Annotated in this window: 20 protein-coding genes and 1 pseudogene; 9 read left to right on the top strand and 12 right to left on the bottom strand. The window is 69.3% G+C overall.

The window, feature by feature from the left end; all coding sequences use genetic code 11:
• Positions 1-51: 51 nt before the first annotated feature.
• The gene (locus ASH02_RS06400) at positions 52-306 is read right to left on the bottom strand and encodes a DUF3303 domain-containing protein (protein WP_056680082.1); all 255 of its coding nucleotides are present in this window, start codon (positions 304-306) and stop codon (positions 52-54) included.
• A gap of 119 nt (positions 307-425) precedes the next feature.
• Between ASH02_RS06400 and ASH02_RS06395 the strand changes: the two genes are divergently transcribed.
• Positions 426-1,193 (top strand): SurA N-terminal domain-containing protein, encoded by a 768-nt coding sequence (locus tag ASH02_RS06395; protein ID WP_056680080.1) that lies wholly within the window; start codon positions 426-428, stop codon positions 1,191-1,193.
• Between the two features lie 23 nt (positions 1,194-1,216).
• On the opposite strand, the gene ASH02_RS06390 is transcribed toward ASH02_RS06395, so the two are convergent.
• The 4 genes from ASH02_RS06390 to ASH02_RS06375 all read right to left on the bottom strand — a co-directional run bounded on the left by ASH02_RS06390 (position 1,217) and on the right by ASH02_RS06375 (position 5,382).
• On the bottom strand, positions 1,217-2,536 hold the full coding sequence (locus ASH02_RS06390; RefSeq protein WP_156409717.1) for a hypothetical protein: 1,320 nt from the start codon (positions 2,534-2,536) through the stop codon (positions 1,217-1,219).
• Positions 2,533-3,315 (bottom strand): hypothetical protein, encoded by a 783-nt coding sequence (locus ASH02_RS06385; RefSeq protein ID WP_057294457.1) that lies wholly within the window; start codon positions 3,313-3,315, stop codon positions 2,533-2,535. The genes ASH02_RS06390 and ASH02_RS06385 overlap by 4 nt, the downstream gene beginning before the upstream one ends.
• A 142-nt stretch (positions 3,316-3,457) precedes the next feature.
• Entirely contained in the window at positions 3,458-4,321 is an 864-nt protein-coding gene (locus ASH02_RS06380) for a glycerophosphodiester phosphodiesterase (protein ID WP_057294456.1), read from the bottom strand.
• A 266-nt stretch (positions 4,322-4,587) separates the two neighbouring features.
• Positions 4,588-5,382: an MBL fold metallo-hydrolase gene (locus tag ASH02_RS06375; RefSeq protein ID WP_056680071.1), complete on the bottom strand. Its 795-nt coding sequence runs from the start codon at positions 5,380-5,382 to the stop codon at positions 4,588-4,590.
• 229 nt (positions 5,383-5,611) lie between these two features.
• On the opposite strand from ASH02_RS06375, the gene ASH02_RS06370 reads away from it, so the two are divergent.
• The gene (locus ASH02_RS06370) at positions 5,612-6,001 is read left to right on the top strand and encodes a nuclear transport factor 2 family protein (protein ID WP_200959098.1); all 390 of its coding nucleotides are present in this window, start codon (positions 5,612-5,614) and stop codon (positions 5,999-6,001) included.
• Positions 6,002-6,173: 172 nt separating this feature from the next.
• Positions 6,174-7,754: an HYR domain-containing protein gene (locus ASH02_RS06365; protein WP_082620824.1), complete on the top strand. Its 1,581-nt coding sequence runs from the start codon at positions 6,174-6,176 to the stop codon at positions 7,752-7,754.
• 83 nt (positions 7,755-7,837) lie between these two features.
• Here the strand turns inward: ASH02_RS06365 and ASH02_RS06360 are convergent, their stop codons facing one another.
• On the bottom strand, positions 7,838-8,686 hold the full coding sequence (locus ASH02_RS06360; protein WP_235539006.1) for an SDR family oxidoreductase: 849 nt from the start codon (positions 8,684-8,686) through the stop codon (positions 7,838-7,840).
• 253 nt (positions 8,687-8,939) lie between these two features.
• Between ASH02_RS06360 and ASH02_RS06355 the strand changes: the two genes are divergently transcribed.
• Positions 8,940-10,028, top strand: a complete 1,089-nt coding sequence (locus ASH02_RS06355) for a hypothetical protein (RefSeq protein ID WP_156409716.1) — start codon at positions 8,940-8,942, stop codon at positions 10,026-10,028.
• A 305-nt stretch (positions 10,029-10,333) separates the two neighbouring features.
• Here the strand turns inward: ASH02_RS06355 and ASH02_RS06350 are convergent, their stop codons facing one another.
• On the bottom strand, positions 10,334-11,989 hold the full coding sequence (locus ASH02_RS06350; protein WP_057294451.1) for a bifunctional 3'-5' exonuclease/DNA polymerase: 1,656 nt from the start codon (positions 11,987-11,989) through the stop codon (positions 10,334-10,336).
• A gap of 146 nt (positions 11,990-12,135) precedes the next feature.
• Between ASH02_RS06350 and ASH02_RS06345 the strand changes: the two genes are divergently transcribed.
• The 4 genes and pseudogenes from ASH02_RS06345 (at position 12,136) to ASH02_RS25565 (ending at position 14,872) form a co-directional block, all read left to right on the top strand.
• The gene (locus tag ASH02_RS06345; RefSeq protein WP_056680055.1) at positions 12,136-12,342 is read left to right on the top strand and encodes a hypothetical protein; all 207 of its coding nucleotides are present in this window, start codon (positions 12,136-12,138) and stop codon (positions 12,340-12,342) included.
• A 2-nt stretch (positions 12,343-12,344) separates the two neighbouring features.
• On the top strand, positions 12,345-13,475 hold the full coding sequence (locus ASH02_RS06340) for a cupin domain-containing protein (RefSeq protein ID WP_057294450.1): 1,131 nt from the start codon (positions 12,345-12,347) through the stop codon (positions 13,473-13,475).
• On the top strand, positions 13,472-14,380 hold the full coding sequence (locus ASH02_RS06335; protein ID WP_057294449.1) for a sucrase ferredoxin: 909 nt from the start codon (positions 13,472-13,474) through the stop codon (positions 14,378-14,380). The genes ASH02_RS06340 and ASH02_RS06335 overlap by 4 nt, the downstream gene beginning before the upstream one ends.
• A 25-nt stretch (positions 14,381-14,405) precedes the next feature.
• A pseudogene (locus ASH02_RS25565) lies at positions 14,406-14,872 on the top strand (putative molybdenum carrier protein).
• 36 nt (positions 14,873-14,908) lie between these two features.
• Here the strand turns inward: ASH02_RS25565 and ASH02_RS06325 are convergent.
• Together ASH02_RS06325 and ASH02_RS06320 are read right to left on the bottom strand one after the other, a co-directional pair.
• A complete protein-coding gene (locus ASH02_RS06325; RefSeq protein WP_235538999.1) occupies positions 14,909-15,235 on the bottom strand; it encodes a helix-turn-helix domain-containing protein in 327 nt (108 codons plus the stop codon).
• Position 15,236: 1 nt separating this feature from the next.
• Entirely contained in the window at positions 15,237-15,596 is a 360-nt protein-coding gene (locus ASH02_RS06320; protein ID WP_235532541.1) for a type II toxin-antitoxin system RelE/ParE family toxin, read from the bottom strand.
• Between the two features lie 253 nt (positions 15,597-15,849).
• Between ASH02_RS06320 and ASH02_RS06315 the strand changes: the two genes are divergently transcribed.
• Complete coding sequence (locus ASH02_RS06315; protein WP_235538997.1) at positions 15,850-16,236, top strand: cupin domain-containing protein; 387 nt, start codon at positions 15,850-15,852, stop codon at positions 16,234-16,236.
• A 38-nt stretch (positions 16,237-16,274) separates the two neighbouring features.
• Here the strand turns inward: ASH02_RS06315 and ASH02_RS06310 are convergent, their stop codons facing one another.
• From ASH02_RS06310 to ASH02_RS06300, 3 genes are all read right to left on the bottom strand, one after another.
• A complete protein-coding gene (locus ASH02_RS06310) occupies positions 16,275-17,825 on the bottom strand; it encodes an HD domain-containing phosphohydrolase (protein ID WP_057294446.1) in 1,551 nt (516 codons plus the stop codon).
• On the bottom strand, positions 17,822-18,568 hold the full coding sequence (locus ASH02_RS06305; protein ID WP_057294445.1) for a hypothetical protein: 747 nt from the start codon (positions 18,566-18,568) through the stop codon (positions 17,822-17,824). Before ASH02_RS06305 ends, ASH02_RS06310 begins: the two co-directional genes overlap by 4 nt.
• A gap of 122 nt (positions 18,569-18,690) precedes the next feature.
• Positions 18,691-21,942 carry a family 78 glycoside hydrolase catalytic domain gene (locus tag ASH02_RS06300; RefSeq protein WP_057294444.1) on the bottom strand — a complete coding sequence of 1,084 codons (3,252 nt, stop codon included), beginning with the start codon at positions 21,940-21,942 and terminating at the stop codon, positions 18,691-18,693.
• Positions 21,943-21,991 lie beyond the last annotated feature (49 nt).

The raw sequence follows: 21,991 nt of genomic DNA, 5'->3' as shown, positions 1-21,991 counted from the left end.
GACTTGGGCCTGCGGACACGGAGGTCAAGGACTCGGCTCCGGACTGCGGCGTCAGTCCTTGGGAACCGGGACTTCGCTCACCGGCGTGACGGTGCTCGTGCAGCGCCTGAACCCAGGCCAGAGGAACTTGTGGACCGCGTTGACGTCGTCCGCCTCGACCACGAGAAACAGCGTGTGTTGGGCGTTGGCGCCGTACCGGCCGACCACGCGGACGCCCTCGACGCTCGCGTCGAACAGCGAGTTGGAGCCGCCCTCGTCTCGAGGGCAGAGCTCCGGACTGTGAACCTGCGTGATGTGGAACAGCATTGATCCTCCTCTGGTGCCCCGATTCGTCTCCTGCAGCCCATGGTGGCCCTCCCGGGAGGGCCTGTCACTCGAACTCGGAATTGGGGTCATCTCAGGTGCGATCCGTATGGTCGACATGGATGAATCACTCCAAGCGCACCAAGACCGTCCTCGGCATCGCACTCGCAGCCGCCCTCCTTGCCACCTCCGCGTGCGGTGGCGACGACAAGGATTCCGGTAGCAAGGGATCCTCCGAGGAGACGACCGCTCAGGACAGCCAGCAGGCAGCGGGTCCCGACCTCGAAGGCATCCCGGACGTCGTGGCCGACGTCAACGGCGAGGAGGTGACCAAGGACGAGTTCGTCCCGATCTACGAGGCGCAGTTCCAACAGGCCGCCATGCAGGCACAGCAGACCGGCCAGCAGCCTGACGAGGACGCGCTCAAGAAGCAGACCGCTGAGACCCTCGTGGACACCGAGCTCCTCGTGCAGGAGGCCGCCAAGCGCGGCATCTCGGCGACCGACCAGGATGTCGACGCCGCCCTCACCAAGCTGGCCAAGCAGAACCAGATGGCTTCGGTCGACGAGTTCCTCGCGGCTCTTGAGAAGCAGGGCACCTCGGAAGACGTGGTCCGCAGCCAGATCGAGATCCAGGTCGTGATCGAGCAGCTGGTCGAGGACGAGGCCGGCCCGGTCAAGCCCACCGAGGCGGAGCTCCGCAAGATCTACGACGCCGCCGTGCAGCAGCAGAAGAAGGCCGGCAAGCAGAGTGGCCAGCAGCCGATTCCGCCCTTCGCGAAGGTCAGGCCCCAGATCGCGCAGCAGGCGAAGTCGGACGAGCAGACCAAGACGGCCCAGACCCTGGTCGACGGGCTCCGCAAGGGTGCGGAGATCAAGATCAACCTCTGAACGAAGACGTCGCGCCCGTCGTGTCAGCCTCGCAACTGGAGGCTGTCGGCTGCCTCGTTGGCCTGCGCAGCGAGGTCGGTCAGCTGGGCAGGCGTGAGCACGACACTGGCCAGCTCACGGAGGTTCCTGACCGCCCGCTCGACGTCGGCGCCCGGTCGGGCGGCGTAGTCCTGGTAGGCCCGAATCGTCGCCGCAGCGGTCGGCCTCGCCTCCGCCACGAGTTGTACGTCGAGAAGCCGGGCCACCAAGTTGTGTCGGGCCTCCGCGAGGCTGATCTCGTGCTCGAGCTCGCCACCGGCCGATGGCACCATGCGCTGCAACACCGAGAGGGCACCCCGCTGAGCCACCAGCGCGGCGTCCGCCAGTCCGATCGCGAGGAGCGGTTTCACGAACTCGGCGAAGTCTCGTTGGACGCGGAACAGGTCAGCACCCTCCCGCTCGGCGTACGTCCGGTAGCCCGACAGGGCAGGCTCGGCCAGCGGCGCCGCCTGTGCGTCCATCCCGCTCTCGAACAGCCGGACGAGCAGGTTGTGCCGCGCCTCCGCCAGCGCGATCACGTGCTCCGTCGCGCCGCCTTCAGGGGGCTGGAAGGCGGCGAGCGCGTCGGTCGCCATCTGTTGCGGAGTCACGGCATCGCGCGGCAGGTGCGCGGCCGCCAGCTGACCGGACAGCTGACTCAGCTCGCGCCCGGCTTGCACGACGTCGGCTCCGGGTCGAGTGAGGTAGTCGCGGTAGTGGTCCACCAGCAGGCGAGCCTGCGTCGCCAGGCTGCTGCCTTCTTCGGCGGTTGACGGAGCAGGCTGTGGTGCGCCGGCGACCGCTGCAGGTTCGTGGAACATGACCCAGCTGGTCACCTCGACGGCGCACGCCCAGATGACTCCATCAGCCATGTTGGCGGTGTCGGCGTCCAGCAGCCATCGACCGTCGTCGTCGAAGCAGGTGGTGAGTCCCGATCCGGGCATCGGCTGGTGTTGGCCCGTGGCATCGCAGGCGACCAGGAAGTCGCCGTCGTCACTGGCCTGCAGCATCCGGACCGACGGGGCACTCGAGGACCGGGCTTCGTGCAGCGCCGGGTCGGCGCCCGGGTCGAATCCCCTGACCCGCAACGCGGTGGGGATGCCGCGAATCTGCAGCCTGCGGATGTTTCCGTCCGCCGGAGTGACCAGTCCCGGCAGGCGGGTGTGTACGACGGCCACCATGTTGAACGGCGGCGGCCCCTTGATCGGGATCCGGACCACGGGTGTCGGTTCGGAGAGCGGAAATCGGTACGGCAGCAACGGGTAGAGCTCCTGCCACGTCGGTAGGCGCGCGGGGACGACCGGCGGGACAAAGGGATCGCTCATGCCGGGCCGCCTACCTTGACTCCCTTGAAGTTGACGTTGCCACGAGTCGGCTGGGCCGCGCTGAGGGTGAACCTGGCGACGTTGAAGGGATCGGGCAGCATCCTCGCCCCCGCACCGCCCGGCGGCTCGAGCGCGCGCGCCACGACGACGATCTCTATCAGCGTGTCGACCGGGACACCGGCGACCCGGTAGGTCGCGGTGGTCGTGGTGTCCCCGACCGTGACTCCCGTGATCGTGCCGAAGGCGAGAAAGGTGAGCTCGTCCATCGTGCCGCCGGTGACCCGCACCGCCTTGGCCTCGATGTCGAAGGCCCCCGCCAGCGAAGCCGGGTCCGTCGAAGCCGGCCGGAACCACGCTGTCGGCCAGGACAGGGTTCCGGTGACCTCGGTGGCCAGGGCGTGGTCGATGCAGACGACCTGGTACGAGAATCGGTTCAGGGTCGAGGACTCACCCATCAGCGCCAGGTGCGCGACCAGCACCAGCTCCCCGGACTCGTCGATCTCCAGCGAGGCCTCGTCGGTGGCGAACACATAGGCGGACTCGTCGTTGCTGAACGCGGCCGGGCCCACGTGGACGGTCAGCTGCTCGATCCTCGTGGCCGGCACCCGTAGCCGGACCCGGCACACCTCACGGTGGACCTGGTCGTCATCGATCCCGAACTCAGGCCGCGCCACACCCGACACCACGAGCAGGGACCTGCCCTCCCCGAGATCCGCACGGAGGGAGGAGGCCGACGCGACCTGGCCCGGGACACCGGCGTCGAGATTCAAGTTGGCCATGCTGGCACCGCCTCGCCTCCGGTGCCCGACGACGCGGCCTGCAAGACGACCGGGGCACGGTGATTGCGACTCTCAATTCACGCTAAGCCCGGCCCTCATGCTGCGGCAATAGACCGAACGGGCCCCTTCACCGGCGGTCAGGTCAGCTGCGACGGACGATGTCGCGCAGCACCTGCGGGTAGTTGGTGATGATGCCGTCGACGTCCCAGTTGATCGCCCGACGCATGTCGGTTCCGGCGTTGACGGTCCAGACGTGGATCTCCATGCCATGGGCGTGCACCTGGTCGACGCCTGCCTCGTCGATTGCGCCGAGGGCAGGGTTCACCTGCTGCGCCCAGGTGGCCGCGGCGGCGATGTCGGCCCCGCTCGGCTTGGTGCCGTACAGGAGCCCGACCGGTACGTCGGGGGCGAGGTCCTTGTAGACGCGCAGCCAGGCGTGGTTGAAGGACTGGACGACGACCCGGTCTGCCTTGAGTGCCCTCTGGAAGGCCGGCAGAGAACGCAGCTCCTTGTCGATGTCGACCTCGATGCCCGGGTAGAGCTCGGGCGCCTTGGGCTCGAGGAGCATGCCGGCCTGCTGGCCGACCGCGTTGACCCACTCGGCCAGGGTCGGCACCCGCTCGCCGGCGAACTCGGGCGCGAACCACGACCCGGCGTCGAGCTGCTTGATCTCGGCGAGGGTGAAGTCGCCGACGTTCCACGGGGCACGGTCCGGGAAGACCTGCTCGACGTCGGTGGTGCGGGCCAGGGTCGTGTCGTGCACGATCACCAGCTCGCCGTCACTGGTGCGCTGGATGTCGTTCTCCATGACCTCGGCCTTCTGCGCGATGGCCAGTCGGATGGCGGCGAGGGTGTTCTCCGGTGCCGCGCCGGAGGAGCCGCGGTGGGCGATGATGTCGACGTCCGGGCCGTCTGCAGCGGAGCTGGGCGTGGACAGGCCGAGGACGGCCAGGAGCGGGATGAGCATCGCGACGAGTACGCCGAGAAGCCGCGCGGTGCGAGACATGGGGTTCCTCCCGAGGATGGTTGGCCGCTGCCGATCGGCGGCGCCGTCTCGGACCCTGTCGGGCACATGCCAATGAACGGCGACATCGCGCCCAACCCCCGGTGACGACTGCCGGACGTTGCGCGCCAGCGGCTGCTCCGGTCGTTCCTGAGAGCCCGCGTGTGGCGGCCGAGTCAGCGTGGGCGGTCGCACCGACCAGGCCGAGTTCGAGAAGCTCGAGGGCCGTGTCACCCTGCGTGTCGTTGCGGCTTCGCGACTGACTCGAATCAGGCTGGTTCGAAGCTGGCCAGGAGCGCCTCCAGGGCCTGCTGGTCGGGGCCGACGAACTCGGGCCCGTCCGGGGCGGCTGCGATGTGGGCGAAGAGCAGGTGGTTGAGGCCCAGGGCGGGTGGCAGGTGGGAGCTGAGGATCGCCGAGGGGTCCAGTGCCCGAATCGGGTCGATCGTGGCGCCGTACTTCACCGGGTCGACCAGGCGTGCCCACGGACTGTCGATGGCCGCCCAGAGCATCATCGCCGACTCCAGGTCCGGCGCCTCCCGCACGTCAGGTCCGGTTGCCAGGTCCGCGGTGGGCATGGGGCCGCCGAAGCAGTCGGAGGAGAAGAACACTCCGCCACGGCTCTCCTGGAAACCAACGGTGGCGGGGTTGTCGAAGAGCGGGGGCCGGTAGCCGGTCAGTGTTCGATCGCCGATGTCGAGGGACTGTCCCGGGTTGAGGAAGTACACCCGGGACAGGGGCACCTCCCACTGCGTGGACATGATGCCAGCGCCGGCGAACGTCGTGATCAGACGCGCTTGGGGAGCTGCTTCGAGGAGCTGGAAGAGACCTCCAGTGTGGTCCCGGTCCGGGTGGGTCAGCCAGATCCAACGTACGTCGGCGGGATCGATGACCGCCGACAGGTCACGGACGAAGTCCTTGTCCGGGTTGCTGAGGCCGGTGTCGACGACCACGGGCTGCTCTGCGTGCAGGACGAAGGAGTTCACGGGCAGGAAGCCGAGCCCCGGCACTTCCGCGCAGTCGCTGAGCAGCGTCACGTCGGGCGTGATCGAATGAGCGTGCATCGAGTTCTCCAGGTGAGGTCGGACGGGACGTGCGCCAGTGACAGGCGCGGCCCGACGTCCGACCCGAGCGGATCAACCGCGTCCAGTGGCGGCGTGAATCGACTTCGTCCATCGTCATCCACTTCTCTCCGGGTTGTCATGGTCCACATGGGGTATGTGGACGGTTCACCCTTGTTCGCACACGTGCCGTGGGTCGACCATGGGGAGAACGCTCGAGGGGAGACCTGACGTGGATGACTTGGACGGTCGAACGGCCCGAGAGGTGCTCGACGACCACCTCGACATCGCGAACACCTGGGCCGACGAACACGCATCCTTCGACGACGTCCTCGACGAGGACCTGCGGCGCAACGTCTCGCCGGACATCGTGGTCCTGATCAACCGAGGCGTCTTTCGCGGCCACCAGGGCGTCAGGCAGCTTGCCGAGATGCTGGCCGAGGAGCTCCCCGGGCACCGCGCCTTCCGGTACACCCACGTCTCTGCGGAGGGCCGGGTTGCCCTGCTCGAGTGGACCTATGAGGACGACGAGGTTCGAGTCGCGGACGGCGTCGACTCCTACCTCATCGAGGACGGAAAGATCGTGGGGCAGACGATCCACTACACGGTGCAGGCCAAGTAGTCGACCGCCCGGACAGCACGTCCACCGGGGGCGGAAATGGCCTCATGGGGTCATGGCGGATCACGCGGCACCGCACGTGCGGGGCCCGGCAATGGGCACATGACGTCATGGTGGTGCTGCATCACGCGGGACCAGAGTGGAGTGTCAGTTCACCTCATGAGGAGGCTGTGCCATGGAGCACACATCCCGTCGTGGGCAGTCTCGGAGAGCATTGACGGCGATCTTCGCCGTACTGCTGGCCGGGACAGCAACCACGGCATTTGCCGTACCCGGGGTCACGCCGTCGCCGTACGCGACTGCGCTGGAGCCCGGACAGTCCGTGACGATCACCAAGACCGTGGACACCCCGGTCATCCCGCCCAACCCGGACATCGTCTTCCTGGCCGACACCACGACCAGCATGGGCGCCAGCATCTCCAACGTGCAGGCCAACGCCGACTCCATCGTCGACCAGGTGCTGGCCGACCAGCCGACCGCGCAGTTCGCGGTCGCGGACTACAAGGACGTCGCCGACTACTCCGGCGCCCACTTCAACCTGCGCCAGCAGCTCACCGCCGACCCCGCTGCAGTCGCCGCCGGCATCAACGCCTGGACTCCCCTCTCGGGTGGTGGCAGCGATGCCGCCGAGGACTGGATCGGCGCCCTCGGCGAGGTCCCCTCAGCCATCGACTTCCGCAATGACGGCACTCCCGTGGTGGTCATGTTCGGTGACTCGACCAGCCACGATCCGTCGGCCGGTTTCTCGCTGGCCACGGCGACCGCTGCGCTGCAGGCTGCCGGCGTGCGCGTGATCGCGATCGCGGTCCCCGGCGCGGACGGCTTCCTGTGGAACGGGCTGGACACAGCCGGCCAGGCCACCGCGGTCACCAGCTCCACCGGTGGCACCCTCGCGTCGGCCAACCCGTCAGAGGTCTCCGCCGCCATCCTGTCCGCACTCCAGAACCTGCCCGCCCAGGTCACCCATCAGGCGGTGTGTGACGCAGGCGTCTCGGTCAGTCTCACCCCGCCGTCGCAGAACGTGACCAGCGGCGGGACCGTCTCCTTCGACGAGACGATCACGCTCGCTGCGGACGCTCCGCAGGGTACGACGGTCTCCTGCCAGGTCAGCTTCCTCGTCAACGGCCAGCTGCCCGGTCCGGAGTTCGTCCAGCAGGTCGACGTCGACGTGCTGGACGTCGAACCCCCGGTGGTGACGGTCAGTGACGAGACCGTCGAGGCGACCGGGCCCGACGGTGCCGAGGTCGACTACGACGCGACCGCGACGGACAACGTCGACGGCCCGCTCGTGCCGACGTGCGCTCCCCCGTCGGGATCGCTCTTCGCGATCGGGGCCACGGTCGTCACCTGTACGGCGACCGACGCCGCCGGCAACACGGGCTCGGGTACCGGCACGATGACGGTGGTCGACACCACGCCACCCGATGTTGCCTGCAGTGAAGGCGCCAACCCGGGCGGCACGGTGCCGCGCTCGCACAACCAGGACGGGTTCTTCCTCCTGGGCGCCACCGACCTCGTCGATCCGGACCCGGAGATCTGGGTGCGCGACTCCGGCAGTGGCACGCTGTTCGGGCCGTACGCCGATGGGCAGCAGATCAAGTACACCGAGACACCCGGCGGGCAGCCTCGTTCGAAGTCGATGCCCGGCGACATCGTCCACCTCTTCGGCACCGGTGACGCCGAGGTCTACGCGGTGGATTCATTCGGCAACACCTCAGCTCCGGTGAGCTGCCTGGTGCCGCCGCCCCCGATGTAGCAGTCGGTCGCACCGCCCTGCTCCATCTGATGTGAGCGGGGCGGTGCGACGAGGGGGCGCAGGGTGCATGCACCGCCGGAGCGTCACCCGTGTGACGCGGTGGACTCGGCCTGCTGGCGGAGAAAGTCGCTTGCCGTCCTCGGTGTGATTCCGCGCTCTCGCAGCGCTGCGTCGTCCCAGTCTGCGGGGCGGATGTCCTGGAGAAGGCCGGCGCCGAAGGCCGACGCGAGGGCGTCATTCCGCTTGTTCAACAGACGGATTGCCATCCGGGCGATGGGCCTGGGCATGTGCTGGACCTTCATCCGGCGCCCAGCCACCTCCTCCACGAACGCCACCGCTTCGTTCTTGGTCATCGCCTCCGGACCACCGACGGTGATCAGGCTCGGCGGGTCGGGCTCGACGGCTGCCGACGCAACGAGCGCGGCGATGTCCCCGGTGCTGACCCAGCGTCGCTTGCTGTCCCCTCGACCGATGATCGTGATCTTTCCTGCCGCCACGTCGAAGCGCGCTGCGGCTCCGAAGTGAATCTCCTGGAATGCATCAGAACGAATGATGACGCGCTGCATCGCCGAGCCACGCAATCGCTCCTCCGTGGCCAGCTTGGCCCGTTCCAGCGGCGTACCGATGGCCTTCTCGACCCCCGGAAAGGACAGGTACACGAAGCGCCGCACCCCTGCGGACTCGGCGGCCGCGATCAGGGATGCCATCCCCTGCTCGTCGGCTTCATGAATCGTGGGCCGGGTCGCACCGGCCAACCTGCGCGCGATCATCGTCGCGGTGGCCACGACCGCCGTGACACCTTGGCACGCGGCGGCAAGCGACTCAGGGTCAGTGAGGTCACCCGGCGTCACTTCGACTCCAAGGCCCCGCACGACGGAGTCGTCACTGGTGGGGCGCACCAAGCAGCGGGCTGCATGGCCCTGTTCGCTCAGGGTGCGAGCGACGCGGCCGCCGAGGTCACCTGTCGCACCGACTACGAGAATCATCTCGGTCACCTCTTCTTCTGAAGACTCATTGTCCTCCGTGCACGCTGCGGCGTACAGACATCAGGTTCCCGAACTCAGGACAGGTTGAGCGGGCCGCGTCATTCCACCGCGCACCAACCGCTCGCCCCGCGCCAAAGCGTCCAGGACGGTGGGCTGACCGAAGTTGGGTACCTAGCGGCCGGGAGTGGAGGGAGGGACCTTGGCGAGCACGAAATCGGCGTACCGACTGGCCACGAACGCGTTGGGGCGCTTTCCGCTGTTGCCGGTGGCGCTCAAGGCCGCCGTGGCAGCAGCCTTGGCCTGGATCGTGGTGCAGCCGTTGCACGGCGCCGCCGACGACTACTCCTACTACGCCCCGCTGGGTGCCGTGGTGGCGGTCTCGTCGCGTCTGGCCCAGTCAATGCGCGCGTCGGTGGAGACAATCCTGGCCATCGGCCTGGGCGCCTGCCTCGCCCTCGGTGCCCGCGCCGCCCCGGTGCCCGAGGTGCTCTCCATCGGGTTGGTGGTCGGCGTCGGCACGCTGGTCGGGGCCTGGAAGCGCGTGGGGTCGATGGCCAGCTGGGTGCCGATCTCGGCGTTGTTCATCCTGATCGTCGGCGGGTCCGACCCAGCGCCGTACGTGTTGTCCTATCTCGGTCTCACCGCCTTGGGCGCCGCCGTGGGAGTCGTGGTCAACGTGGTTGCTCCCCCGCTGCCGCTGGTCGCGACCGAGCACGTGCAGGACGCCCTCCGCGAGGTTCTCGCCGACCAGCTGGACGGCCTCGCGGACGGCCTCGAGCGCGATCCCCTGCCGACCACTGACGAGTGGCAGACGGGGGTCACCAGGCTTCAGCAGCGAAACCAGCGGGCCCAGGAGTTGATGGGGCAGACGCTCGACACTCCGCGGATGAACTGGCGCGTCCGGCGACGAAGGGAGGCCACCGAGCGGCAGCGCCGGCAGGGCGAGGCGCTCACCCATCTGACCTTCCTCGTGCAGGAGATGATGACGCTTCTCTCCCACGCCGAGCACGCTGATCGTTCGCTGGTCGCCCTCGGTCCCGAGTTGCGGCCCTCGGCCGCCCGGGCATTCCGCAAGTCAGCAGCGGCCCTGCGCTCCGTGGAGGCCTCGGTCGCCGATGAGGAAGCACTCGACGAGGCACTCCGGGCCGCGGACGAGCTGGCCCTCGCCATCCGCCGGCAGCAGGACGACCAGAGCGGAGAGACCTTCGCCGCCGGAGGCCTGGTCACCGCCATCCGGCGGGTGCTGGCCTCGGTCACACCCGAGGAGCTGGCGAGCCTCGGTCGTTGACGAGGTCGGTGGGCCATGGCAGCAGAGTTCCCCTGCCGTAGGGCTACGGCAGGGGAACTCGGGCTCCGATCACTGCCGGAGCGTGGTCGGGCGTGGGGTCAGAGCCCGCGGCCTCCACGTACGCGCCCAAGGATGAAGAGCACTAGTGCGACAACTACCAACACGACAAGGATGGTCCACAACACGATGAGACTCCGTTCACGAGGTCCGGGGCCGAGTCCCCGGCGGGCCGGCGGCCGCGATCCCTCGGTACCCACACAGCTCTTCTCCATTCCGGCCACTGCCTGACCTTTCGACGTGGGACATCACCCGTGAGGGGCAACCACGGCCCCGGGCTTGCCTGCGTCGGCGTACGACCGCACGGTCGAGATGGTGAGCGGGAAGTCGATGCCCAGGGTGCGGAACAGCAGGCCGGAGGCAGTCGCGGCCGCCTCGGTGGCCTGCGCTGCGACGTCGTCGGCCAGGGCGAGCGGGGTGTGCACGACGACCTCGTCGTGGAGGAAGAAGACCAGGTGCGGGCGCGCCTTGAAGGGCCCGCCGCCACCCATGTGCCAGAGCCGGTTGCGCAGGTCCGCGATCCAGCAAGCCGCCCACTCCGCACCGGTGCCCTGCACCACGAAGTTGCGGGTGAAGCGGCCGAAGGTACGGCGGTGACGTGACTGCACCTCGGGGTCGACCGGCGGGCCCTCCGGGTTCCGGGCCCACGACTCCCCCAACGTCGGGGACCCGCGTCCCAGCAGGGTGCGCACCGCCTCACCTCGCTCACCCGCACGCGCAGCCTCCTCGACCAGACCGAACGCAGCCGGGTAACGCTTCGTGAGGCCGGCGACCATGCGTCCGCTCTCCCCGCTCGTGGCGCCGTACATCGCGCCGAGCAGGCCCAGCTTGGCATCGTTGCGGGTGGCAACAGCGCCGTCGTCGACCATCCCCTGATAGAGGTCGGCGCCCCTCGCCGACCTGGCCAGGGCGCGGTCGCCACTCATCCCGGCCAGCACCCGGGGCTCGAGCTGCGCCACGTCGGCGACCACGAGGGTCCAGCCCTCGTCGGCCACCACGGCGTGCCGGACCTGCGCCGGGAACGACAGTGCTCCTCCCCCGTTGGAGGACCACCGGCCGGTGGCGGATCCCGCCGGTTGGTACGACGGCCTGAACCTGCCGCCACGCACCCACTCGTCGCTCCAGGCCCAGCCGTTGGTCTGGAACAGGTGCGCCAGCTGCTTGTAGCGCAGCAGCGGTTCGACGGCCGGGTGATCGAGCTGGCGCAGCGTCGAGGCCCGGGTGTCGGGGACCTCCAGCTCGGCCCGCCGCAGTGCGGCGAGAAGTTCGGGATGTGAGTCCGGGTTGAGCCCCGGTGCGTTCAACGCACCTCGGATCTGGTCGGCCAACGCCTCGAGTCCCTGCGGGCGGGAGCCCAACGGCGGCCGCGGACCGAGCAGGTCGCTGAGCAGCCTCTGGTGGACGTCGGTACGCCACGGCACCCCGGCGTACGTCATCTCCGCGGCGACGAGGGCCCCGGCCGACTCCGCCGCGAGCAGCAGGCCCAGCCGGGCGGGATCGGTCGACGACGTGACGGCTGCCAGCTGACGCGCGTCCTCCAGGTCGGCGCGCAGGTGCTCGGCGTCGTCGTCGATCGAGAACAGTGCCGGATCAGATGCCACGCTGGGCCCGAGCCGGTCCCAGTGCTCCGACTGCGGCCCCACCAGCAGGGCCACCTCGATCGCGGGCGCCCGTCGGAGCAGGTTGTGGCCGAGCCTCAGGTCGTGGCAGCGCTCGACCCGCACGCCAGCGGCCAGCAGCGGCGGGTACCACCGGGCCGTGTCGTCCCACACCCAACGGGGCCGGTCGACCTCACGCTCACGCACGTACGCCGCCACATCGGCCGCCGCGATCACCCGGTCCACCGCACCCTCGACCACGAGCACCCGCTCGTCGGGCTGCCGCGAGAGCGAGATCCGGGTCATGGGCACACTTTCGCACTCCGCGACCCGCGCCCGCTCAGAAGCCCGGACGGCGACCGATCGGAATGCGCACGACCACAACGGGTACTGCCATCAGTGAGAGCGCCGTCCGTCGCGGGCGGCCGGCCACCGCACACACTGGAGGAAGCATGACCAACACCCCCGAAGAGCCGCTGACCGACGACGACATGACCACCGCCCCGGCAGGTGACGGTCCCGTGCCCGGCGGAGACGCCGACGGCACCGATGGCGACGCCACGGACACCACCGACGGTGACACCACCGACTCCGATGGCACCGACAGCGACGGCACCGATGGCGATGCCACGGACACCACCGACGGTGACGCGTCCTGACCGTGCCCGGTTCCGCGCTCGACCTGCTCAGCGGTGACGCCCAGACCTTCGTCGAGAAGGTCTGGGCGTCACGCGTGCACCTGCACCACGCCGACCCCGACGAGCTGGTCGATCAGCTCTCCCTCGATGACGCAGACACCCTGCTGACGTCGTCGGCGATCCGCACCCCGTCCATCCGGCTCGCGAAGGACGGCGCCGTACTGCCCGAGTCCTCCTACACGCGCGGTGCCACGCTCGCCGGCAAGCCACTGACCGGACTCGTGGACTCGCGCAAGGCGCTCGCCCTGTTCGCCGGCGGCGCGACGATCGTCTTCCAGGGGCTGCACCGCTACTGGCCGCCGATCACCCGGCTCGTCGCCGAGCTCGAGCTCGAGCTGGGGCACCCGTGCCAGGCCAACGCCTACCTGACCCCGCCCGGGGCCCAGGGCTTCGCGGTGCACTCCGACTCCCACGACGTGTTCGTGTTCCAGACCGCGGGCTCCAAGCAGTGGGAGGTCCACGACTCCGACGGCATCCAGGACGTGAAGCTCGAGCCCGGGGCGTCGATGTACCTACCGACGGGCACCCCGCATGCCGCTCGGGCGCAGGAGGTCGTCTCACTGCACGTCACCGTGGGCATCAATCAACTCACCTGGCGCGGCCTCGTGCAGCGCAGCCTGGCCGACCTGGCGGACGGCGTACCCGACGCGCACCTGCCGGCCGGCTACCTCAACGACCCCGGCAAGCTGGCCGAGGGTCTCGCGGATCGACTGGAGGCGGTGGCCGCGCAGATCCGTGACCTCGACGCCGCGGCGGCAGTCGAGGCCGAGGTCCGTCGCTTCCTGACCGGTCGCAGCCCTCGGCTCGCGGGTGGCCTGCACGACGTGCTCGCCGCCGACACGATCGACGACCACACCCGTCTGCGGCGTCGTCCCGGACACCCCTGCGTCCTGCTTGCGCGCGGCGACCGGATCGACGTACTGCTCGGAGACCGATCGTTGGACGTGCCCGGATGGCTGCGCCCGGCGCTGGAGGAGGTGCGCGCCCACCCCGAGTTGAGCCCCGGCGACCTGGCCGAGCAGCTCGATCCGCAGAGCCGGCTCGTGCTCTGCCGTCGCCTCGTGCGGGAAGGTCTGCTCGAGGTCGCCCCGTGACCGCACGCGACCCCGCGTTCCGCTGCTCGGTCGCCAGTGGTCTCCGCAACGAGTCGGCCGCGGGCACCGCGTCGACGGTGCGATCGTTCCTCTTGATCGAGCACGCCGGGCCGTGGGGTGTCGACGCCCTGCGCGACGCCCGGCTTCCTGACGGACTGGGCGATGCCGTGCTGCGGTCGGCCAGGGCCGCCCGCGTCAGGCCGCTCCTGGTACGGCGACCCGACCGCGGCACGCACGCGGAGGGGATGCGAGTGTTCGCCGCCTTCGCCCACCCGGCGCGACCCTGGGTGGAGACCACGGTGCTGTCCGATCCCCACGACCTGCTCGAACTCGACCTGGCGGCGCTGGGAGCCGGACGCTCCCCCGGCCTCACGGCGTACGACGGAACGTTGCTGTGCGTGTGCACGCATGGCCGCCACGACGCCTGCTGCGCCGAACGCGGTCGCCCGGTGGTCAGGGCACTGGCCGCCGCTCACCCTGAGGCCACGTGGGAGGTCTCCCACATCGGTGGCGACCGGTTCGCCGGCAACCTGCTCGTGCTCCCCGACGGCCTGTACTACGGCCGCGTGGAACCCGTCTCGGCGTTGGCGATCGCCGACGGTCACGCCGCCGGGCGGCTCGATCTCGACCACCTGCGCGGGCGCTCGTCGTACGCGATGCCCGTGCAGTTCGCAGAGATCGCCCTGCGTCGACAGCTCGGCGAGACCCGTGACGATGCCGTACGGCTGGTGTCACGCCGGGTGGACGACGACGTCACCGACGCCGTGTTCACCGTCGGCGGCGGCCAGTGGACGGTCCAGGTCCGTACGTCGCCCGGCGACGACCCCCTCCAACTGACCTGCCGTGCCGCCCGGGACAACCCGATCCCGCAGCACGAGTTGCTCACGGTCACCCGGACGTCGTGAGTCGCCGCCAGGTGTGGAAGTAGTCATGCGGATCGCGCGGATCGTGTCGGGCGGACAGACAGGTGCCGACCGGGCTGCGCTCGACGCCGCGATGCACGCCGGCATCCCCTACGGGGGTGGTGCCCGGCCGGTGGCCTGGCCGAGGACCACCCGGCGCCACCGGGCCTGCTGGCCGACTATCCCGCCCTGCGCGAAGCCCCGAGCGGCGACCCCGCGGTCCGGACGCGACTGAACGTCCGCGACAGCGACGCCACCCTGGTCGTGCTCGAAGCCGTGCACTCCCCCGGCACCGACCTGACGCTCGCCCTCGCTGAAGAGCTCGGCCGGCCCTGCCTGGTCACGGCCGGAGACACCGACGCCGTCACCGCCTGGCTCGAGGGTCTCGCCCTCGGGCTGACCCTGAACGTCGCAGGTCCACGCGAGAGCGAACAGCCGGGGTCGTACGCCGCCACGCGTGCCCTGCTGGAGCAAGTCCTGGAGCGCAACGCCTGAGGCTCGGGTCCCTCATGTGGTCAAACCGGCACGCCGCTACTTGCCGGAAGAGACGACGAAACGTCGATCGCCAAAGGTTGCGGTGACCTCGATGTCTCCGCCGAGAGCTTCCACGTAGGCCTTGATCGTCGCGATTCCTGAGCGGTCCAGGGCACCAGACTCGAGCGCGGAGATCGTCGGCTGGGTGATCGCCATGCGCTCAGCCAGTTCCTTCTGTGTGACGCCCTGTTCCTCACGAATCTCTCGGAGCCGGTAGGCGCGCTCTTCCGCTGCCATGCGAGCGACATGGTTTGCCACAGCATCGTCGTTGACCGGTCGCTTGGCGCGCGCCTCGCGCCAGCTGGTCGTCTTCGGCTTGCTCACGTCACTCCTCCTCACTGTCGAGCCATTCGTCGAATCTGTCGTCCGCAATCGGGATGTTGGTGTCGTACCACTGCCCCCACTGGCCAGCCTTGTCTCCCGCAACCAGCAGGATCGCCCGACGGTTCGGGTCGAAGGCGAACAAGATCCGAATCGCGCTGCGCCCAGCAGATCCTGGCCTCAGCTCTTTCATGTTGTGGTGTCTGGAGCCCTTGACCCGGTCGGCCGTCGGCCTGCCGAGCGTCGGACCTGCCGCCTCCAATCGGGTGATCGCCGCAGCGACCAGGACATAGCTCTCATCGTCCAGTCCGAGAAGCCACGACTCGACCTCATTCCGGAGACGAACCTCCCAGAACATGGTCATGATAGTTTCCAATCGATATAGATACAAGGCTATGTTGAGCAACCATCGACTCGGGCGGCCCCAATGCCTGCCGCTGATCTCCACCCGTCCGCCAGCTCGTCGGGCCTCGACTCCGGCGTGACCGCATCATTGCCGTCACCACCGACAGCCACAGGGCTTGGCTGACCGACGCACCGGCGGAGCTACTCACCGGGTCGCGGAACCAGATGGCCCATGACGCCGTGGTGGACGAGTCCAATTCCGATGATCTTCGGTGAATCGACGGCTCGACGCGACGAGTGCCTGCCACGCTCTGACCATGAGCCTGGATCCTGTAGTCAGCAATCCCGAGAGCTACAAGGTCGTCTTCGAGAACGACCGGGTTCGTGTCCTGGAGTACACCGACGCACCAGGACACCGCACGACTCCGCACCAACATCCCGACAGCGTCATGTACACGCTGTCCTCGTTCAGGCGGCGCCTCTCCTCAGGTGATTCTCACCGCGACGTGGAAATGCAGGCTGGCAGCGTTGGCTGGCTCCCGGCCCAGGAGCACCACGGCGAGAACACCGGCGACACACCGACGCATGTCATCTTCGTGGAACTGAAGGAGCAAGCCACGCCCGTCGACCTCGGAGTTCTCGGCCCCTCGTCCGGCTAGCCGCTGCTGCCACGACTCGCGGCTCCTTGGCACAGCCGTCAGTCGACGGGCGCGACCAGCCCGTGCTGGAGCGCGTAGAGGCTCGCACCCACCCGGTTCGTGGCGCCGATCTTGGCGTAGGTGCGCTCGACGTGGTTGCGGACCGTCTTCTCGCTGAGCACCAGCCGACTCGCGATGTCGCGGTTGCCGAGGCCACGGGCGACCAGCCCGAGGATCTCGGTCTCGCGCGGGGTGAGGGCGTCGTCGCGGCGTACCTTCCTCGACGCGTGCCCGGCCACGGCCAGGACCGCCTCGACGCTCTCGGCCTCGAGAACGCCGCGGGTCGCCCGTTCCTTCAGCCGCCTCGCCGCCGCATCAGGGTCAAGGGTCTCGCGGTACGGCCGGGGCTCCAGCGCTGACTGGTAGGCGACCGCGGCGGCGAGCAGCCGTTCCGGCCGGCCGAGGGCTGCACCGGCCAGGCCGAGCGGGTAGCCGGACCCGTCGAGGTGCTCGTGGTGCGCGCGAGCGATCGCGGCCACCTGCCCGAGGCCGGGGATGCGGGTCAGCACCCGGTCGGTGAGGTAGGGATGCATGCGCACCCGCTCCCACTCGGCACCGGTCAGCTCCCCCGCCTTCGACCAGACCTGGTTCGAGACGCCGATCCGGCCGACGTCGTGGAGGTGCCCGGCCCGGCGTACGGCGTTGGTGTCGTCGGCGGAGAGTCCGAGTTGTACGGCGGCCGCCTCGGCGAGCGCGGCGACGTTGCGGGAGTGCCCGAGCGTGAACGGGCACTTGAGGTCGACGAAGTCTCCGATGGCGGTCAGCAGGTCGTCGAGTCGGGCCGCGTCCAGCGGCGTCTCGGAGTCGGGTGCGATCGAGAGCGCCCGGTTCCAGGGGTCGTCGCCGGACGCGGGGAAGAGCGCCTCGGGATCCGCCGTGAACGCGTCGACGACGGTCGGGTCGAGGTGACCTCCTCGGCGGCTCCTGGCCATCGCGACCGCACCCTGGACGCCGTACATGCGTTGGTGCACCTCGGCCACGTCGGCCAGCTGGGCAACCCGCATCTCGATCGGGATGGCATCGCCGGAGACACCGGCCGGAAGCCCGCCGCCGTCGTACCGCTCGAAGGTGTGGGCGAGTGTCGCCTCGACGTCCGGGCCGAGCCCGAGGTGTCGGGCCAGGACTGCCGCGGAGGCGCAGTGCGAGTGGATCATGGTGGCCAGCTGGCCGCGGGCGTCGCGCATCAGCGTGGCCATCACGCGCACCCGCTGGCTCAGCGGCTCACCGCGCGCGATGTTGCCCACCAGGAACCGCAGGTAGGGCAGGCCGGACCAGTCGACGAGGTAGGCGTCGCGGCGGACGGAGATGTCGTCACCGAACCAGCGCGCGTACTCCTGCGAGTCCGCGTGACAGCCGATCCACATGAGCAGCGTCGTGTAGTAGACGCCTGCCTTCTGCTCGCGGCTGAGGCCGAGGCGATCCGCCAGCCCGCACGCGATGATCGACGAGCGCAGCATGTGCTCGGCCGGCTGCCCCAGGCCGAGGTCGATCGCCACCGACAGGCCGGCGAGCACCTCGACCCGGCGGGGCAACGGCGCCGATGCGGTCATTGACCCATTCTGGCGCCCGCAGCGCTTGCCCCGCTGTCGATCTGCTCGATCGGTGGTGTGAACCGTGCCCGCCCGACGAAGAAGACGCCGCGCTGCGGCAGCCAGAAGTCACCCAGGCGGGTCTGCTCGTCGAGCGACGCAGGCGCACCGAGGTCCTCGCCGCGGTACGTCGCAGCACTGTCGACGACGCGCCAGATCTTCAACGGCGCGGCCTTGAAGTGGGGGCCGTTGGGCGTCGCTCCGCGGAGTCGGATCCGGCCGGTGTGCAGCATCGTGCGCGCCATCGGTCCCATCGCACCGAGCACCGCGTTGCTGTTCCAGCCCGCCTCGGGAAGCACCCCACCCATCCCGGTCATCATCCGGGTCGCCGGCGTCGCGCCCAGCTCGATCCGCCAGGTCAGGTCGTCACCGAGCGTCACCTCGAGCGTGTGGTCGTCGGACCAGGACACGTCGATGCCCGGCACGCGGGTCCCGGTCGCGACCGACCCGAAGTAGCGCGGGCAGGTCAGCTCGGTGGGGCCGGTCGTGTGGATGGTCCAGCGTCCCCCCGGATCGCGGAACCAGATGGCCCTGTACGCCGGACCGACCGAGCTGGCCACCATGTCGCGCAACGCGAGGTAGTGCCCGCTGGCGAACGGCATCCCCATGACGCCGTACCCGGTGAATCTCTCGTCGTCACCCTCGGGGAGTGAGGGGTTGGCCTGCAGCGCCTCTACGGCCTGCCGTGGTGTCGTGGTTGTCATGCATTCACAGTGGGCCCGCACGTCCTCGCACCGCGTGAGGCATCTGCCTCAACTGTCGGGAGCAGAGGCAGTCGAACGTGATCGCCGTCCCGTCTCCCTGAGGTTCGAGGGTGAGCACGCGGCTAGTCGTGGAGAACGCGGAAGGCGTACCTGCCGGAGCCGACCTCGAACCGGGCGTAGCCATCCTCCATTCCCACGAACGTCGCGCCCTTGGGGGCCTTGACCGAACGACGGTCGGGCGACGGCACGTAGATGTCGCCCGACGCACCGACCGGCACCTCGGCGCGGAGGGTGAAGTGGTCGCGGTTCCGTCGCCAGGACGAGCCCACCCGACCGAGCGGGGACGACACATGGGCCGACGCGTTCTTGAGGTCTCCCACCGGGTAGGGCTTGATCCGCACTGCGGAATAGCCCGGGGCGGCCGGCTCGATCCCGGCCACCCGCTGGTAGAGCCAGTCGTCCACGGTGCCCAGGAACGCATGCTGGTGCGAGCGCGACGACTCCTGCCACTCCTCCCACATCGTGGTGGCCCCGAGCTCCTCGAACCAGTAGCCCCAGCCCGGGTACGTCGGGTTGGTGGCGACGTCGTACGCCAACTCGCCGTACCCGAGATCGGTCAGCACCGGAAGGATGATCTTCGTGCCGAGCGCGCCGGTGTTGAGGTGGACGCCGCGGTCCTTGATGTCCTTGACCAGGTTGGCGATCACGGTCTTGCGGTGCTCCTGCGGGACGATCCCGAGACTCAACGGGAACAGGTTCGACGTCTGCCGGTAGCCGGCGGCCGGGTCGTCGTAGTACGCCCCCTCGGACTCGTCGTAGAACGTCGCGTTGATCGCGTCGGCCAGTGAGGACGCGAAGTCGGTGAAGTGCTCGGCATCCGCGTCGTGCCCGAGTGCCGTGGCCATCTTGGCCATCGCTGTCGCGGTCATGTGGAGGTAGGCGGTGCCGGTGAGTCGGGTCCCCTCGGGCGGGTTGGCAGCGCCAGGCGCCAGCCAGTCGCCGTAGCTGAACCCGGTGTAGATCCCGTTCGTCTTCGCCACGTCACGTTCGAAGTGGTCGAGCCACGCCTTCATGCTGTCGTAGTTGTCTGCGATCGCGCGGGTGTCGCCGTAGTACCAGTAGAGGTCCCAGTTGACGAGGACGTAGCTGGCCGACCAGACCGGGTCCACGACCTGCTTGCCGCCAACGGTGCCCGGGACGGTGTGGCCGAGCGTCCCCTCGGGGGTCAGGTCGTCGCGGTGGGCCCGCATCCAGTTCGCGTAGAACTCCTGGACGTCGAAGTTCGCGATCGCCGAGTCCGAGATCAGCTGTCCGTCCGCGGTGTAGGGGCGCTTCTCATACATCGGGGTGTCGGTCGGCACCGAGTGCAGGTTGTTGAGGATCGTGTTCGCCTGTGCCGCCTGGTAGCGGTTGAGCAGCCCGCTGGAGCTGTGGAAGTCCCCGGTGGTGGGCACCGCGGAGTGAACCCGCTCCCCCGCAACCGACTCCACCTCGACGCCGGCAGGCACCTCGACCTGCAGGTAGCGGAACCCGGCATAGCTGTAGCTCGGACGATAGGTCTCGACGCCCTCCCCGTTGAGGATGTAGGTGTAGGCCTGCATCGCCATACCGAAGGCCCCGGAGTTGTCGACCGTGCCGTCGGCGCGGAGCTTCTCGCCGTAGGTGATCTTGACCTCCGCTCCGGCCGGCCCGCTCACCGCGACCTTCGCCCAGCCCGCGGTCGGGCTCGTGAAGTCGTAGACGTGGATGCCACTCCTCGGGCTGGTGACCGTGCCGACCTGCAGTGGCTCGGTGACCTTGATCGGCGGGAACATCTGGGCCGTCAAGGTGCCTTCGGGAGCCGAGACCGAGCGTGCGGCGCGCCAGCTCGCGTCGTCGTACCCGGGCCCGGTCCAGCCCGGCAGCTCCAGCCTCGCGTCGTACGTCTCGCCGAACCACAGGGACTCCGTGCGGGTGGGGCCGTCGGCCAGCTTCCAGCTGTCGTCGCTCACCACCCGGGTCGAGGTGCCGTCCTCGTAGGTGATGTCGAGCTGGAGCTTCAGCTTGGGCTCGCCGTGCCAGGGCGAGGTCATCCACTCGTCGGGTCGGGTCATCGCGTAGTACCCGCGGCCCAGGCTCACGCCGACGGCGTTGTCACCCGACCGCAGCACGTCGGTGACGTCGTACGTCGCGTAGAGGACGGTCTTGTCGTAGACGGTGAAGCCCGGGTCCAGCTCGTGGTCGCCGATCCGCTGCCCGTTGACGAAGAGCTTGTAGTAGCCGAGACCGGAGACGTAGGCCCGTGCAGACGCGATGGGCTTGTCCGTCGCGAACTCGCGCCGCAGCAAGGGTTCCGGCGGAGTCGCCACGGTGACGGAGCTGCCCCAGGGACCGGACCCGTAGGCCGCCCCGACCAGTGCGTGGGGCCAGGCGGAGTCGTCGAAGCCGGACTGCTGCCAGCCGTCCGCCGCGGTCTCGCTGCTGACCCAGGTGTCGTCGGTGACGATCCGCAACGGGTCGCCGGCGCCCCCGACCGTCACCTTGAGCGAAGCGAGCAGGCCGGCAGGCCCCGGCTGGGCGTTGACCGCCTCGATCGCGATCACGTTGCGGCCGGGCTGCAGGTGGGCCGCGATGTCGACGATCGTGGCCGTGCGCCACGCGTCCTGCACCCGCGGCGACCTGACGATCTCTGCGCCGTTGACGTAGAGCGTGAAGGAGTCATCAGCGGTCAGCTGCATCTCCGCCGTGTCGATCGCCTGGCCGGCAGGAACTTCGAACGAGGTGCGGAAGAAGCGGTTGCCGACGGGCGCAGAGTCGGAAGGCTTGCCCGCGGGGAACCAGATCCAGCTGGCACCCTCGAACGAGGGCTTGGGCAGTTCGTCCTGGGCACCGATCCAGTCGCCCTCGAACTCCTCCGGGTCGAGGAAGGCGGTCTCGAACCGGGCCGGCGCGCTCCACGGCGATGCCTTGCCCCCGGCGTCCCAGACCCGCACCTGCCAGGAGTAGCGGGTGCGCGACTCGAGGGCGGGGCCGTCGTACACGACGTCGACGGAGCGCGACGACGTCACCTTGCCGCTGTCCCAGATCTGCTCCGGCCGACCGCTCCTCGTGGAGACCACGATCTCGTACGCCGACTGCTCGGCTCCGTTGCCCGAGGCGCTCAACTCCCACCCGAACCGAGGGTGTGCCGCGTCGATCCCGAGCGGGGTGGCCTGGTGCTCCACCTCGAGAGTGCCCACCCGCAGACCGTTGCCCGGCGCCGTCGCTCGTGCACGCTCGACGACCGGAGTGGTCCCGTTCGCGAATGCGGGCGGCAGGCTGACCATGGCCAGCGCAAGGGCGGTGAGCAGGGCCAGCGGCACACGTGAGGCGCGCTGCGTCAAGGACAAGGGCATCGTCGGACTCCCAGTGATGAAGCGATTCGGCATGGACACATCGAGTCAG

The sequence above is a fragment of the Nocardioides sp. Soil796 genome, from assembly GCF_001429525.1.
In the GTDB taxonomy this organism is placed as follows: Bacteria; Actinomycetota; Actinomycetes; order Propionibacteriales; family Nocardioidaceae; genus Nocardioides.
This window is presented reverse-complemented; position numbering and strand designations above follow the sequence as displayed.

Excerpts from the sequence above, each read along its gene's own strand:
- ASH02_RS06400 (WP_056680082.1), bottom strand. The coding sequence starts at position 306 with ATGCTGTTCCACATCACGCAGGTTCACAGTCCGGAGCTCTGCCCTCGA.
- ASH02_RS06395 (WP_056680080.1), top strand. The coding sequence starts at position 426 with ATGAATCACTCCAAGCGCACCAAGACCGTCCTCGGCATCGCACTCGCA.
- ASH02_RS06390 (WP_156409717.1), bottom strand. The coding sequence starts at position 2,536 with ATGAGCGATCCCTTTGTCCCGCCGGTCGTCCCCGCGCGCCTACCGACG.
- ASH02_RS06385 (WP_057294457.1), bottom strand. The coding sequence starts at position 3,315 with ATGGCCAACTTGAATCTCGACGCCGGTGTCCCGGGCCAGGTCGCGTCG.
- ASH02_RS06380 (WP_057294456.1), bottom strand. The coding sequence starts at position 4,321 with ATGTCTCGCACCGCGCGGCTTCTCGGCGTACTCGTCGCGATGCTCATC.
- ASH02_RS06375 (WP_056680071.1), bottom strand. The coding sequence starts at position 5,382 with ATGCACGCTCATTCGATCACGCCCGACGTGACGCTGCTCAGCGACTGC.
- ASH02_RS06365 (WP_082620824.1), top strand. The coding sequence starts at position 6,174 with ATGGAGCACACATCCCGTCGTGGGCAGTCTCGGAGAGCATTGACGGCG.
- ASH02_RS06350 (WP_057294451.1), bottom strand. The coding sequence starts at position 11,989 with ATGACCCGGATCTCGCTCTCGCGGCAGCCCGACGAGCGGGTGCTCGTG.
- ASH02_RS06345 (WP_056680055.1), top strand. The coding sequence starts at position 12,136 with ATGACCAACACCCCCGAAGAGCCGCTGACCGACGACGACATGACCACC.
- ASH02_RS06320 (WP_235532541.1), bottom strand. The coding sequence starts at position 15,596 with ATGACCATGTTCTGGGAGGTTCGTCTCCGGAATGAGGTCGAGTCGTGG.
- ASH02_RS06310 (WP_057294446.1), bottom strand. The coding sequence starts at position 17,825 with ATGACCGCATCGGCGCCGTTGCCCCGCCGGGTCGAGGTGCTCGCCGGC.
- ASH02_RS06305 (WP_057294445.1), bottom strand. The coding sequence starts at position 18,568 with ATGACAACCACGACACCACGGCAGGCCGTAGAGGCGCTGCAGGCCAAC.
- ASH02_RS06300 (WP_057294444.1), bottom strand. The coding sequence starts at position 21,942 with ATGCCCTTGTCCTTGACGCAGCGCGCCTCACGTGTGCCGCTGGCCCTG.